Annotated in this window: 14 protein-coding genes; 6 read left to right on the plus strand and 8 right to left on the minus strand. The window is 37.9% G+C overall.

Annotated features, from left to right (window positions below; genetic code table 11):
- Positions 1–165 precede the first annotated feature (165 nt).
- From ASU31_RS26410 to pdxH, 4 genes are all read right to left on the minus strand, one after another.
- On the minus strand, positions 166–1,674 hold the full coding sequence (locus ASU31_RS26410; RefSeq protein ID WP_057935233.1) for a bifunctional GNAT family N-acetyltransferase/carbon-nitrogen hydrolase family protein: 1,509 nt from the start codon (positions 1,672–1,674) through the stop codon (positions 166–168).
- A 259-nt stretch (positions 1,675–1,933) separates the two neighbouring features.
- A complete protein-coding gene (gene ruvB, locus ASU31_RS26420; RefSeq protein WP_029277907.1) occupies positions 1,934–2,956 on the minus strand; it encodes a Holliday junction branch migration DNA helicase RuvB in 1,023 nt (340 codons plus the stop codon).
- 31 nt (positions 2,957–2,987) lie between these two features.
- On the minus strand, positions 2,988–3,881 hold the full coding sequence (locus ASU31_RS26425; protein WP_057935235.1) for a 3-hydroxyacyl-CoA dehydrogenase family protein: 894 nt from the start codon (positions 3,879–3,881) through the stop codon (positions 2,988–2,990).
- A 545-nt stretch (positions 3,882–4,426) separates the two neighbouring features.
- On the minus strand, positions 4,427–5,077 hold the full coding sequence (gene pdxH / locus ASU31_RS26430) for a pyridoxamine 5'-phosphate oxidase (protein WP_057935236.1): 651 nt from the start codon (positions 5,075–5,077) through the stop codon (positions 4,427–4,429).
- Between the two features lie 46 nt (positions 5,078–5,123).
- Between pdxH and ASU31_RS26435 the strand changes: the two genes are divergently transcribed.
- The 3 genes from ASU31_RS26435 to ASU31_RS26445 all read left to right on the plus strand — a co-directional run bounded on the left by ASU31_RS26435 (position 5,124) and on the right by ASU31_RS26445 (position 6,676).
- A complete protein-coding gene (locus ASU31_RS26435) occupies positions 5,124–5,687 on the plus strand; it encodes a YqgE/AlgH family protein (RefSeq protein ID WP_057935245.1) in 564 nt (187 codons plus the stop codon).
- Between the two features lie 131 nt (positions 5,688–5,818).
- Entirely contained in the window at positions 5,819–6,466 is a 648-nt protein-coding gene (locus ASU31_RS26440; protein ID WP_057935237.1) for a DUF2975 domain-containing protein, read from the plus strand.
- Positions 6,467–6,475: 9 nt separating this feature from the next.
- Positions 6,476–6,676, plus strand: a complete 201-nt coding sequence (locus tag ASU31_RS26445; RefSeq protein ID WP_057935238.1) for a helix-turn-helix domain-containing protein — start codon at positions 6,476–6,478, stop codon at positions 6,674–6,676.
- Positions 6,677–6,745: 69 nt separating this feature from the next.
- On the opposite strand, the gene purE is transcribed toward ASU31_RS26445, so the two are convergent.
- Together purE and ASU31_RS26455 are read right to left on the minus strand one after the other, a co-directional pair.
- Positions 6,746–7,252, minus strand: a complete 507-nt coding sequence (gene purE, locus ASU31_RS26450) for a 5-(carboxyamino)imidazole ribonucleotide mutase (protein WP_057935239.1) — start codon at positions 7,250–7,252, stop codon at positions 6,746–6,748.
- Between the two features lie 83 nt (positions 7,253–7,335).
- Positions 7,336–8,475: a 5-(carboxyamino)imidazole ribonucleotide synthase gene (locus ASU31_RS26455; protein ID WP_057935240.1), complete on the minus strand. Its 1,140-nt coding sequence runs from the start codon at positions 8,473–8,475 to the stop codon at positions 7,336–7,338.
- Positions 8,476–8,529: 54 nt separating this feature from the next.
- Between ASU31_RS26455 and ASU31_RS26460 the strand changes: the two genes are divergently transcribed.
- Both ASU31_RS26460 and ASU31_RS26465 read left to right on the plus strand, forming a co-directional pair.
- On the plus strand, positions 8,530–9,720 hold the full coding sequence (locus ASU31_RS26460) for a BaiN/RdsA family NAD(P)/FAD-dependent oxidoreductase (RefSeq protein WP_057935241.1): 1,191 nt from the start codon (positions 8,530–8,532) through the stop codon (positions 9,718–9,720).
- A gap of 80 nt (positions 9,721–9,800) precedes the next feature.
- The gene (locus ASU31_RS26465; RefSeq protein ID WP_057935242.1) at positions 9,801–10,043 is read left to right on the plus strand and encodes a DUF433 domain-containing protein; all 243 of its coding nucleotides are present in this window, start codon (positions 9,801–9,803) and stop codon (positions 10,041–10,043) included.
- Positions 10,044–10,342: 299 nt separating this feature from the next.
- On the opposite strand, the gene ASU31_RS26475 is transcribed toward ASU31_RS26465, so the two are convergent.
- Positions 10,343–11,059 carry a hypothetical protein gene (locus ASU31_RS26475; RefSeq protein WP_057935243.1) on the minus strand — a complete coding sequence of 239 codons (717 nt, stop codon included), beginning with the start codon at positions 11,057–11,059 and terminating at the stop codon, positions 10,343–10,345.
- A gap of 199 nt (positions 11,060–11,258) precedes the next feature.
- On the opposite strand from ASU31_RS26475, the gene ASU31_RS26480 reads away from it, so the two are divergent.
- Entirely contained in the window at positions 11,259–13,460 is a 2,202-nt protein-coding gene (locus tag ASU31_RS26480; protein ID WP_057935244.1) for a B12-binding domain-containing radical SAM protein, read from the plus strand.
- 468 nt (positions 13,461–13,928) lie between these two features.
- Here ASU31_RS26480 and ASU31_RS26485 read toward each other — a convergent pair.
- Positions 13,929–14,234: amidohydrolase family protein (locus tag ASU31_RS26485; RefSeq protein WP_157258328.1), on the minus strand; the 306-nt coding region annotated here is incomplete at its 5' end.

The raw sequence follows: 14,234 nt of genomic DNA on the forward strand, positions 1-14,234 counted from the left end.
GTAACTGAGAAAGATGAAAACGGTGGCGGTCAAGCTTTGAAGTGGGTATTGCCACTAGCTGTGATTATTGGCCTGATTATATGGTTTGTGATGAGAAAATAATTAGCTTTAGATTATAATGAAAATGCCGGCTCATTCATTTGACCGGCATTTTTTTATAGATTATTATTTCAAAAGTTTAACCTGATAAAGGTCTTTTCTTCTGTCTTTTAGCACCTTTACTGTTCCATAGTGGTGCAGTTCGTCTAGTAAATGTAGGTCAACATCTACTACCAATACCATTTCTGTATTTGGCGTGGCCTCAGCTTTTATTGCATTGGTTGGGAAAGCAAAATCAGAAGGTGTAAAAACAGCCGATTGTGCGAACTGGATGTCCATGTTGTTTACCTTCGGCAAATTGCCCACGCAACCTGCAATGGCCACATAACATTCGTTTTCTATCGCTCTGGCCTGAGCACAATGGCGAACACGCGTATAACCATTCTGTGTATCCGTTAAGAATGGTACAAATAAAATCTGCATGCCCTGATCGGCATAAATGCGGCTCAATTCAGGGAATTCTACATCGTAACAGATCAAAATGCCTACTTTGCCACAATCGGTATCGAAAACCTGCACTTTATCGCCGCCGATCATACCATAATATTTCTGTTCATTCGGTGTAATATGGATTTTTCTGTACTCGTCTATTTTACCGGTACGGTGACAAAGGTAAGTGGCATTATAAAGTTTACCATCTTCAATAAGCGGCATACTGCCTGTAATGATGTTAGTATTGTAGCTCAACGAGTACTCATGCATTTTTTGTACGATCTCTTCTGTTTTTTCGGCGAGTTTGCGCATGGCCTCAATCTCTGGTAAATGATTGTAAGGTTGCAGCAAAGGTGTGTTAAATAGCTCAGGGAACATCACGAAATCTGATTTGTAACCACTTAGCGCATCAACAAAAAACTCCACCTGCTCATAAAATGCGTCCATATTAGGGAATAAACGCATTTCCCATTGCACCAAACCCAAACGGATGGTCATTGCCGAACGGGCCGAAGCATCAATACCCTGGTAATAAATATTATTCCACTCAATTAAGGTGGCATATTCTTTTGATTCTTTATCGCCCGGTAAATAATTCTTTAATACTTTTCTTACGTGGAAATCATTCGAGATCTGAAAAGTCAGTGTAGGATCGTAAATTTCTTTTGCTTTTACCTTGTCTATATACTGCCGCGGACTCAGCTGCTCTGCATATTGGTGGTACCCTGGAATTCTACCACCGGCAATAATGCTTTTTAGGTTTAGGCTTTCGCAGAGTTCTTTACGTGCCTCATATAACCTTCTTCCCAAGCGCAAGCCGCGAAAGTCAGGGTGTACGAAAATTTCGATTCCATAAAGCGTATCGCCGTTGGGATCATGTGTTGTAAAAGAATAATCACCAGTGATCAACTTGTAGGTATGCCGATCTCCATATTCGTCATACTCTACAATAATGGCAAGGGAACAGGCCACAACCTTATCATCAACTGCGATGCAAAGCTGCCCCTCGGGAAAAATATTTAAAAGCTTTGCAATACTTGATTTTGGCCAGATGGAACCGCCCATACTGTCGTAGGCCTGAAGCATCGATTCTTTAAGATCTGCGTAATCTTCGAGCGTTAGTTTACGTAATTCAATATTCATAATGTTTGATTTCTATTTTATGAACACCAAAAGGGCTTAAATGTTCAGATAGATTATATATTTCTTTGAAGATCCTGAACAAGTTTAGAAGAACGAAAGAAAAAGATTGCTTCGTTCCTCGCAATAGCAGAAAGCGGGGCATCATCTCGACCTCAGTGGAGAGATCTTTAATACAATGGTGCCAGATTTCTCCATTCCGTTGCATTTCATCCGATAGCTATCGGGTCGAAATGACGACCTGGCAAGAAACAATCTTATATTAAAACAACTTCCCGGTTTGGCCCGGATAATTTTTCTTTAAGTGCTTGTAAGCTGCTTCGGTAACTTCTCTACCGCGGGAAGTACGCATAATATATCCCTCTTGAATCAAAAATGGTTCATAAACCTCCTCAATAGTACCTTCATCTTCTCCAACCGCTGTCGCAATGGTTTTTAAACCTACCGGACCGCCTTTAAATTTATCGATAATGGTAACCAGGATCCTGTTGTCCATTTCATCCAAGCCATGTTCATCTACATTTAATGCATTGAGGGCATAGCGGGCTATTTCGGTATCGATATTTCCGTTTCCTTTAATCTGTGCAAAATCTCTAGTTCTCCGTAAAAGTGCATTAGCAATACGGGGTGTACCGCGGCTACGTCTTGCAATTTCGTACGCACCTTCATCACTGATCGGCGTTTTTAGTATATCTGAAGAGCGTAGCACAATTGTGGTTAGTAATTTAGCATCGTAGTATGCCAAACGGGCATTAATTCCGAAACGGGCCCTTAAAGGCGCTGTTAATAAACCAGAACGCGTAGTGGCGCCAACAAGCGTAAAAGGATTGAGCGATATCTGTACCGAACGGGCATTCGGGCCTGTTTCGAGCATGATATCAATTTTGAAATCCTCCATGGCAGAGTATAGGTATTCTTCTACCAACGGCGATAAACGATGGATTTCATCGATAAAAAGAATATCACCTTCATCCAAGCCGGTTAATAAACCAGCTAAATCGCCAGGTTTATCCAAAACAGGACCAGAAGTCACCTTAATGCCAGTAGCCATTTCATTGGCAATGATATGAGAAAGTGTGGTTTTTCCCAATCCGGGAGGACCATGCAAAAGAACATGATCTAAAGCCTCACCGCGGAGTTTCGCCGCCTGAACAAAAATCTTCAGGTTTTCCATCACTTTTTCCTGCCCCGTAAAATCTTCAAAAGCCTGCGGCCTTAATACCCTTTCAATATCGCGATCGGTAGGGCTTAGGTTGCTTGCTTCTGGATCCAGATTCTCATTCATACAGCAAATATAAAATTAAATGCTAAAAAAATTAGGATTTTTTAAATTTATCGGAAACAACAAGATCTTTTGATCCTGAGGTATATTTATAAAAGCCTTCGCCAGTTTTAACACCTTTTTTACCTGCAGCAACCATATTTACCAATAGAGGGCAAGGCGCGTATTTAGGATTCCCAAATCCATCGTTCAATACTTTTAGTATGGCCAAACACACATCCAGACCAATAAAATCTGCTAACTGCAACGGGCCCATCGGGTGTGCCATTCCAAGTTTCATTACCGTATCAATTTCATAAACACCAGCAACGCCCTCGTATAAGGTATAAATGGCTTCGTTAATCATTGGCATCAAAATGCGGTTGGCCACAAAACCAGGATAGTCGTTTACTTCTACCGGAACTTTCTCCAGACTTTGCGATAGCGACATAATAGTCCTGGTTGTTTCATCACTGGTTGCATAACCTCTTATTACTTCTACTAACTTCATTACCGGAACAGGGTTCATAAAGTGCATCCCGATCACCTTATCACCTCTACCGGTTACGGCGGCAATCTGTGTAATGGAAATGGAAGATGTATTGGAAGCCAGAATCGCATGTGCAGGTGCGTACTCATCTAAATCCTTAAAAATCTTCAGTTTTAAGTCTACATTTTCGGTAGCTGCTTCTACAACTAAATCGGCATTTTGGATACCATCCGGAATTGAAGTATATGTTGTGATATTTTTTAGAGTCGTTGTTTTCTGATCTTCTATTAATGTTCCTTTAGCTACCTGTCTGTCTAGATTTTTGGTAATGGTTTGTATGGCCTTATCCAACGCAGACTGATTAATATCAATCAGGTTAACTTGATAATTGAATTGCGCAAAGGTATGGGCGATGCCATTTCCCATTGTACCAGATCCTATAACTGCGATTTGTTTCATCTTTTAAGGGATTTTAAAAAGGCGAATTTACTTATTTGTAGCTGAGTTATGCTAATCTTTATCGATTATAAACCTATTTCGAAGATTCAGCGAAAAGTTTAGTTACAATTGATAACTCGAAATATAAGTTTGATTAACTCTGTAGTTCTTTAGATGGTTTAGAACGGTAGATTGCAAGTAGGTATTTAATCTCTTATTTCTAAATTATTACTCGTTTGTTGTGATTTAAAATGCTGATTAACAAAAATATACAGTTAAAATTTGTTAAATGAAATGTTAAAATTTTGGCGCTGTTTTTTTAGTCGATACAAAGCACATATTCATCGGTACCTGCTTCATTTTAATGTCTTTTTTGATGACTTTTGATCCAGCAGAAAAACAAAAAAGCAATTGGATTGCTTATGAAAATATAGAAAATTACCGTCGCCATTTGAGATAATGAAGACGTTTTAATAAAGGTACTTCCTAGTAAATTTAGGTTAGTTAATGATTAGTTAAAATAGAAATCTTGCTGGATAGCCGATCTCTATTTATTTAATATTAAGCTATGGTGCCAATCTTGTTTTGGTCCAGATTCCCTTAACCTTTTCGAAATTTATCCTATCGTGCAGCCTGCTGTTTCTTCCTTGCCAAAACTCGATTCTAGTTGGTTTTACAATATAACCGCCCCAGTGTGCAGGTTTTGCAATACCTTTATCGGTACTTTTAGCCTTTAATTCTTCAAATTTTTCCTCTAAAAATGCCCTATTCGGAATAACCTGGCTCTGTGGAGAGGCTACTGCTCCAATCTGACTGCCAATTGGCCTGGTATTAAAATATTCTTCTGAAGTTTCCTTATCCAGTTTTTCTACCGTTCCTTCAATCCTCACTTGTCTTTCCAATTCAGGCCAGAAAAATACTAAAGCTGCGTATGGATTGCGTTTAAGCTCTTTTCCCTTAGCACTTAAGTAATTCGTAAAGAACCTAAATCCATCTGTATCAACGCCTTTAAGTAAAACAATACGGGCATCTGGTCTGCCAGCTTTATCCGCTGTAGCCAAAGTCATTACATTGGGTTCGTATATCTGCGCATCAACAGCATGTTGAAACCACTTTTTAAATTGGATAATTGGATCTTGATCAACGTCAGATTCATCCAGCGAAGCGCTTTTGTAATCTTGGCGCAGGTTTTGTAGAAATTCATTTGTAACTTGCATTTAACAAAAATAGACATCTTTTACGGTGTAACAAATGATTATCATCATGCTGAACAATATAAAACCAAAAACAGGCCGCTTGCTCATCTCAGAGCCTTTTATGGCCGATCCGAATTTTAAAAGATCTGTTGTGTTGTTAACAGAACATGGAGATGAGGGCACCGTAGGTTACATCCTTAACCAGGTAGGGAACCTGATTCTCAATGATGTAATCCAGGATTTGTGGGATGCAAAAAACTACATTTATTTTGGTGGACCAGTTGCAGCGGATACCTTACATTTCATTCATCGAAGTTATGATAAACTGCAGAGCGGTGAGCCCATCGGGAATGGATTGTACTGGGGCGGAAATTTTGAAACACTTAAAATCCTTTTAAATACCAACGCCATAAGTGCTGATGAAGTGAAATTTTTTATGGGTTACTCTGGTTGGGACCATGGACAGCTTGATCGCGAAATAGAGCAGAATGCATGGATGGTGAGCGATATCTTTAATCCTGATCTCATCTTTAGTAACGATGATGAAAAGCTTTGGCGTGATGTAATTGTAAACTTAGGCCCAAAATATGCTCATATCAGTAATTTTCCGGTTGATCCGAGTTTGAATTGATCAATTAGCAGCTGGCAATTTTCGGTTAACAGTTTTAATAAAAGGTAATTTATTTAAAATAAAACGATAAATATTTATTGTTTTGTTTTAATTTTTATTCTATGTTTGTTTCATAATTAAATTTACGGTTTATGAAACTCTCAGAAAGCAAGGTGATTAAAAACATAAATAGACTGGCAACCATCGTGCTCGCTTTTTATTTTATATTTTTACTGCAACAATTTTTCACATCGTCTTCGCCTGCAATTAGTAAGGCAGTTAAAAGTTATGAAGTATATAATGTAAAACTTAATTATTTTACCAATAAAGTTGATGAAGATCCTTTAAAATCATGGTTTAATGATACTGTTGTGATACAAAAAACCGATCGGGCTTTGGTTCATTTGAGATTTAGGACTTATGATCAATTATTTTCCTTACCAGCTCTATTGTTTCAGTTTTCAATTGTTGTTTATTGGTTACTTATTGGGGCTATCATAATTCTAATAAAAATGTTTTTCCAATCGTTAACAAAAGATAAAGTATTTACCACAAGAAATGCATCAATTATAATATGGGGAAGCTTATTGGTAATATGTTTGCCAATAGCAAGGTGGTTTTCACAAGAGTTATTTGTCTCCTGCATTAATCAGTTACGTTTAAACGATTCTAAGTATGCTTTAAGCAATGGAGAAGGTATTATAGCTGCTGAAACCATTATAGGCTTGATAATATTGGCCTTTGGTTTAGCTTTTAAAGTTGGTGTAGATATTAAACAAGAAAACGAATCATTCGTATAAAGCTGAATTATGCCTATAATTATAAATTTAGACGTGATGTTGGCCAAACGAAAGATGTCGCTAACCGAACTCTCAGAAAAAGTAGGCCTTACCATTGTAAACCTTTCCATATTAAAAACCGGGAAGGCAAAGGGAGTAAGGTTTGATACGCTGGAAGCGATTTGCAAAGTTTTAGATTGCAGGCCAGGCGATATTATTGATATTGAATAAAAATGGGCAGTGTAAAATCTATTTACATTGCCCGTTTATTTGTAGTTGAATAGACTAAAGACTCCCGATTTAAGCCTCAAGACTATCAGCACTTTCTTCAACTTTCCTTCTCAATTCATCTTTATAAGCCTGCATTTTAACCGTTAAAGATTCATCAGCAGTGGCTAAAATCTGTGTAGCTAGTAAACCTGCATTCTTAGCTGCATTTAAAGCTACTGTAGCAACCGGGATACCATTTGGCATTTGTAGGATTGATAAAATACTGTCCCAGCCATCAATAGAATTTGATGATTTAACTGGAACACCGATTACCGGTAATGTGGTAATAGAAGCAACCATTCCTGGCAAGTGAGCCGCACCACCGGCACCGGCTATAATCACTTTTAAGCCACGGCCTTGTGCTTCTTTGGCATAATTGAACATACGTTCTGGTGTTCTGTGAGCAGAAACAACCGTAATTTCATAGTTTATTCCAAATTCTTTTAGTACATCAGCGGCATCTTGCATAACAGGCAGGTCTGATTTGCTTCCCATTATAATTCCTACTAATGCCGAACTTGAATTTCCTTGACTCATATCTATTCTATTTCTTTTTTAACTTCTTTTAAATTATGTATTTCCACCTCGCTATTAGTTCCCCCTTCAGGGGGCTAGGGGGATTATGCGATTACCTTCAATGTTTTTTGTACAAACCTTGCTTTTTCGATGGCTTTTTCTCTATCAATATCTACAATGGTTACATGGCCCATCTTGCGGAAAGGTTTAGTATATTTTTTGCCATACAAGTGAACAAAAACACCGTCGATGGCTAATATTTTCTCCAGATTTTCATATTTAGCCACACCTTCAAAGCCTTTTTCGCCAAGAAGATTGATCATAATGGCATTGGTAATACTCGTGGTATCGCCAAGTGGCAAATTATAAATAGAACGTAAATGCTGCTCGAACTGAGAAACATAATTACCTTCAATAGTGTGATGGCCACTATTATGTGGACGAGGGGCAACCTCGTTAACCAGCAACTCTCCATCTTTGCAAACAAACATTTCTACCGCTAAAATCCCGGTGATGTTCATTGCTGAAGCAATATTTTTAGCAATGTTTTCTGCTTTTTGCTGTAAGCTTTCGGCAAAAGTAGATGGGGAAATCAAAAACTCAACCAAATTGGCTTCAGGATTAAATTCCATTTCTACCATCGGGAAAGTTTTCATGTCGCCGTTTGCGTTACGGGCCACAATTACCGCAACTTCCTTTTCAAAATCAACCAGTTTTTCGATAATACAAGGCGCATCAAAAGCTTTATTCAGATCGGCAGCACTGTTGATTTTCATCACACCCTTGCCATCGTAACCATCTTTACGCAGTTTTAAAATATATGGGAAAGGGATATTACTGTTCTCCATATCTTCCTTTGTATTTACAATCTGGAAAGGAGAGGTTGGGATATCGTTTTCTTTAAAAAACTGTTTTTGTACGCCTTTATCCTGAATTAAACGGATCACCCTCGATTGTGGAAATACCTTTTTGCCTTCTTTTTCAAGCTGTTCAAGCGCATCGATATTTACTTTTTCAATTTCAATGGTAATGATGTCGGCTTTCTTTCCAAAGTTGTAAACGGTGTCAAAATCGGTAATTGAGCCATTTTCGAAGTAATTAGAGATGTGTTTGCAGGGGGCATCAGGATCTGGGTCTAAAACTAATGTGGTTACATTGTAATTGATTGCTTGTTGAATGAGCATTCTGCCCAATTGTCCGCCACCTAAAATACCTAATTTTAATTCGCTAATCTGTTTTGCCATGCGCTTGAAAATAATGCTACTTTTGTGCAAAAGTAACCATAATAAATTTTATTGATGAATGCTGATGCAATAATTATTGGTGCAGGTGCTTGCGGATTGATGTGTGCGGTGCAGGCAGGCTATCTGGGCAAGAAAGTAATTGTGCTCGAAAAAAGTGAAAAACCCGGTGCCAAAATTTTAATTTCGGGTGGAGGCCGATGTAATTATACGAATCAATTTGCGTCAGCTGAGCAGTTTATATCAGCGAACCCACATTTTATCAAATCTGCTTTCACACAGTGGACAGTTGACGATACCATTGGCTTTTTTGAAACTTATGGCATAACAGGCAAAGAAAAAACTTTAGGCCAATTATTTCCTGATGATAAAAATGCGAAAGATGTTGTTGAGGTTTTTACATCCGTTTGCGAAGATTTCGGGCAAGAAATTAGGTGTAACGCAGATGTAAAGGATATTGAAATATTGCCAGAAGGCTTTAAAGTAAGTTATGAGAAAAATGATAAAACCGTAGTTTTAACTGCAGAGAAGCTGGTGATTACCACTGGAGGTTTACCCATCCCAAAAATGGGCGCTACTGATTTCGCCTTACGCTTTGCCAGAAAACATAATTTAAAAATAATTGAAACTGCACCCGCTTTGGTTCCATTAACCATTACCGGAAAAGACGAAGAATGGTTTGCGCAGCTTTCGGGTAATTCTGTTTTCTGCGAAGTAAGTAATGATGAGATTTCGTTCGAAGAAAATATCCTTTTTACCCATTGGGGGTTAAGCGGGCCTGCTATTTTGCAGATCTCTTCTTTTTGGAGAAGAGGTGAAACGATTAATTTAAATCTGTTGCCTCATCAGGATATCGTAGCATTATTGGATGAGGAAAGAAAAAATAACGGCAAAACTTTATTGTCGACGCTCTTAAACAGAATTTATACCAAGAAGTTTACCGATGCATTAGGTAAGTTTTTGCCTTTAAGCAAACCTGTAGCCGCATTAACAAAGGCTGAGATCGATTTAATTGAACAAACCATTCATCGTTTTAAGGTTAAGCCTGCTGGTGATAAAGGTTATGATAAAGCTGAGGTAATGCGTGGTGGAATTGATACGAACGAAATATCTTCTAAAACTTTAGCATGTAAAAAGATTCCGAACCTGTTTTTTGGTGGCGAATGTTTAGATGTTACGGGCTGGCTGGGTGGCTATAATTTTCAATGGGCCTGGGCCAGTGGTTTTGTAATTGCGCAGAATATTTAAAGTTTAATAAACCCATTAGGTTTCGAAAACCTGATAGGTTTGTACAACATCTTTAAAATTTGTTATTAAAATTGATTACTATGGAATCATTAAAAGATATTATCTCAACAAATGCAGACATTTTAGGTGGTTTACCTGTTTTTGCAGGTACAAGAGTTCCGGTTGAAACCTTATTTTTTCATGTAGAGAAAGGAATCACTATCGATGAATTTTTAGAAGACTTTCCAAGTGTGTCTAAAAGCCAGTTAATTAGTGTGTTAGAAGTAGCAAGCAAATTAATAACCTCCGATTATATAGATAAAATATATGAAATTGCTTCTTGATGAAATCTCCCCAAAAGATTAAAAGAACATTTTTCCGAACATGAGATTTATACCGTTAGAGACATGGGTTGGAATGGCGTTAAGAATGGTGAATTGCTGAAATTAATGATCGCTGATGATTTTCATGTACGGATCACATTTGATAAAAATCTCCAGTTTCAACAGAATTTCGCAAAATATACCCTACCCATCATTGTTTTAAATGCATTTGACAATACATATTTAACACTAAAAGAATTGGTACCCCAAACTTTATTATTACTAAAATCCAATCTCAAAGTTGGAGCTAATATTATAACCTACAAATAAACATTCGGCATAATTTCCCATGCCCATGGTTTTTTAAAGGTTTTAAAAGTTCTAAGCTGCGAAAAATATAAAACCTCACTTGTTTTTCGGTTCGAAATATCCCTTCGGTGCAGATTACCAACAGTAGTAAATAATTCACGGGTCTTGAAATCGTAAACCCTTTCGGTCATATCGCCACTATTCTGGTTAAAGTACAGATTTATCGCGCTTGTTAAAAACCAGTCTTTATTTTCGAATTTAAAGGTGTAACCCAGTTCCCAGCGCCACTCCGAGCCACCCTGGAAACGGAGGTAGAGTTGTTGGTCTTTAATGGCAATCTGCTGCAGTGGATCACCCAATTTACCACCTTCTTCCGAACGCAGTATGAAATCGTTGTTTTGGGTTGATAAGCTATAAATCCCTGTTGATTTGTCTTTAAAAAAGATAGCCAAAATTCTCGGTTTTTGCGTTTCCTTTATAATATCGGTGTTATTGTCGCCATATACACGTGTTTCGTCTATGGTTTTGTTAAATTCAAAAACTACCGCTAAATCGTCTGAGGCATCGTTGTTCAGGTCGCCATAAACCTGATCGATAACAGTCCAGTTTATAGGGGTAAATTGTTGAGCAGAAGCCCCCTGTGCTTTAATTTTAGGAAATATAAATGTTTTTTGCGCAAAGCTGATTTGCACACAGAGCATCAGGATGTAAAAACAAAAAACTTTCATTCAGGTAGAAAACGTATTGATGTAGGATTAAAACGTTTGGATTGGTGTTTTAGTTTAATTGAATTATATCTCAGGACTCATTATGCCATCACAGATATTACATTGGGATTAGCATTTCTTCCGAAAAATAGACCCTGAAATAAATTCAGGGTGACGACTGTATAAAAATTCCCTTACTTTTGCAGAAAAACAATTCCCTTTGAAAACCGAAATATTTGCCATTACGCCGCCATTTACCCAACTGAATACCCCATATCCAGCAACGGCATATATAAAAGGTTTTCTGAACACTAAAAATATCAGCACCACGCAGGCCGATTTAGGTATTGAGGTCATTTTACTACTGTTTTCTAAAAAAGGACTACAAGATTTATTCAGTTTAAGCGTTGATGATCAAAATCAAAAAAGTAACAATGCTAAACGTATTTTCGCTTTACAAGATGAATATTTAAAAACCATTGATGCAGTGATTGCATTTTTACAGGGCAAGAATCCAACTTTGGCATTGCAGATCTGTAGTGACGATTTTCTGCCCCAAGCTTCACGGTTTGCTACTTTAGAAGAGTTGGATTGGGCTTTTGGCGCAATGGGTACGCAAGATAAAGCAAAACATTTGGCTACACTTTATCTTGAAGACATATCTGATTACATAGTAGAGTGTGTTGATGAGAATTTTGGTTTTAGCCGTTATGCAGAACGTTTAGGCAGAAGTGCTAATTCTTTTGATGAACTATACGATGCTTTGAATAAGGAACCAACCTACATTGATGAGATCCTGATTTCGGTTTTAAAAGACAAAATTGAAACGGTTCAGCCTAAATTGTTCCTGATTTCTGTTCCTTTTCCGGGCAATTTGTACAGTGCTTTTCGTTGTGCACAATGGATCAAGGCCAATCACCCGGAAATTAAAATTTCTATGGGCGGCGGTTTCCCGAATACAGAATTAAGATCATTATCAGATGCAAGGGTTTTTGAGTTCTTCGATTATATCACTTTGGATGATGGCGAATTACCGATTGAACTTTTATATCAAAATATTATCCACCCTGTTCCTGCTGAAGCTCATTTTTATAAAAGAACTTTCCTGCTCGAAAACGGCAAGGTGGTTTACCGTAACGATGCCTTCAGAAATGATTATAAGCAAGCTGATGTAGGTACGCCAGATTATAGTGGATTGTTATTGGACAAGTATATTTCGGTAATTGAAATCGTTAACCCGATGCACCGCATGTGGAGTGATGGGCGATGGAACAAACTCACTATGGCCCACGGCTGCTATTGGGGGAAATGTACGTTCTGCGACATTTCGCTTGATTATATCAAAGTTTACGAACCTGTTGCCGCCAAAATGATTGTAGATCGGATTGAAGATTTATATGAAAAAACCGGGCAAAATGGCTTTCACTTTGTTGATGAAGCTGCGCCACCTGCACTTATGCGTGAGGTAGCCTTAGAGATCATTAGAAGAAAGTTAGCCGTTACCTGGTGGACGAACATCCGTTTTGAAAAAAGTTTCACTCAAGACTTATGTTTATTGTTAAAGGCTTCAGGGTGTATTGCCGTTTCGGGCGGTTTAGAGGTGGCCTCAGATCGTTTGTTAAAGCTGATCGATAAAGGCGTAACGGTAGAACAAGTGGCTAAGGTTACCCGTAATTTTACCGAAGCCGGAATTATGGTGCATGCTTATTTAATGTATGGTTACCCCACACAAACGGTACAGGAAACGATCGACAGTTTGGAGATGGTACGTCAGTTGTTTGAGGTTGGAATATTACAATCAGGCTTTTGGCATCAATTTGCCATGACGGCACATAGTCCGGTAGGGATGTATCCGGAAAAGTTTGGCGTGGTAAAAGACACTGAAGTGATTGGCACTTTTGCTAATAATGATATCAATTATACCGATAAAACGGGTATTGACCATAATAAATTCAGCTACGGATTGAAAAAATCACTCTTCAATTTTATGCATGGCATCTGTTTTGATTATGAATTGCAGGATTGGTTCGATTTTAAAATTCCAAGAACGAAAATCCCTGCTGATTTTATCGAGAAAGCCTTAAATGATGGAGATCAGTTTAATACGAAACCTACCGCAAAAGTAGTGTGGATAGGAGGTAAGCCTTCGACTGAATATTTTACCAAATCAAAAAAGGGTAATACCTGGGAAATGGCATCACTTACTTTTCACGATAAAAAAGAGACTTTTACTGTGCAAACCAATAAAAAGGAAGGTGAGTGGCTCACTGCTGTTTTAGATAAAGTTTCTATCTCAAACGAAAAAGTTTATACTTTTCAAGAGATTAAGGCCGATTTTGAGCAAAAAATGGAAAATTTCGAGCTGTTCTGGTACGCTAAACCGATCAATACGCTAAGGGAATACGGCCTGTTGGTGCTATAAGCCCTTATCATAATAATCGTCATTTCTACTGCAGTGTTCCAAGGGAAATCATTCGGAGGTGAAATTCATTATAATAGATCTTTCTATTTCGCTTCGCTTCAATCGAGATGACGAATCCCTGTTAAAAACGAACGTAAGCACTACATCTTCATTTTAAAATGCGTCAGAAAATAGATGAGGCAGATTAATATAACCGAATTTAAGATCAGTAATAACCACGAAACAATAGATTTCCGATCTTTCATTACTGCTATAAAAGATGTGATATAAGCCATCGCAATCAACGCTAAGAACAAATTAACAGTCTGGATACCCAAAATATAGTATCCGCTGTATGAAAAAACGAGTGCACTGAGTACTAAGAATACAACTGATGTGGTAATATATAGTTTGTTGGGCTTCATATGGCGTAAATTTACCATAAAAGACATGTAAGTTGTATTACATGTCTTTTACAGTGTTGATAGTTTAATCACAATGTGGAACAGTAAATGTCCAGGTTTCTGACTCTCCGTTTGGAATAATATAGCCATTTCCTCTGGTATTCTCAAACCACAGTTTACCTCTCAATTTTTCTCTGGTTCCAACTTCATTTAAGGTAGCACTATCGTAAAGTCGACCATTGATCATTACATATTTAATTTTCTCCGAATTGCGGATATCATCCAAAGGATTGGCGTCCATGATCACCATGTCAGCTAGTTTTCCCACTTCTAGTGAGCCGATTTCTTTGTTCATGCCCAAATAACTTGCACCATTTAACGTTGCAGCCCT

Origin of the sequence: Pedobacter ginsenosidimutans, assembly GCF_001442625.1 — a bacterium.
Taxonomy (GTDB): Bacteria; Bacteroidota; Bacteroidia; order Sphingobacteriales; family Sphingobacteriaceae; genus Pedobacter; species Pedobacter ginsenosidimutans.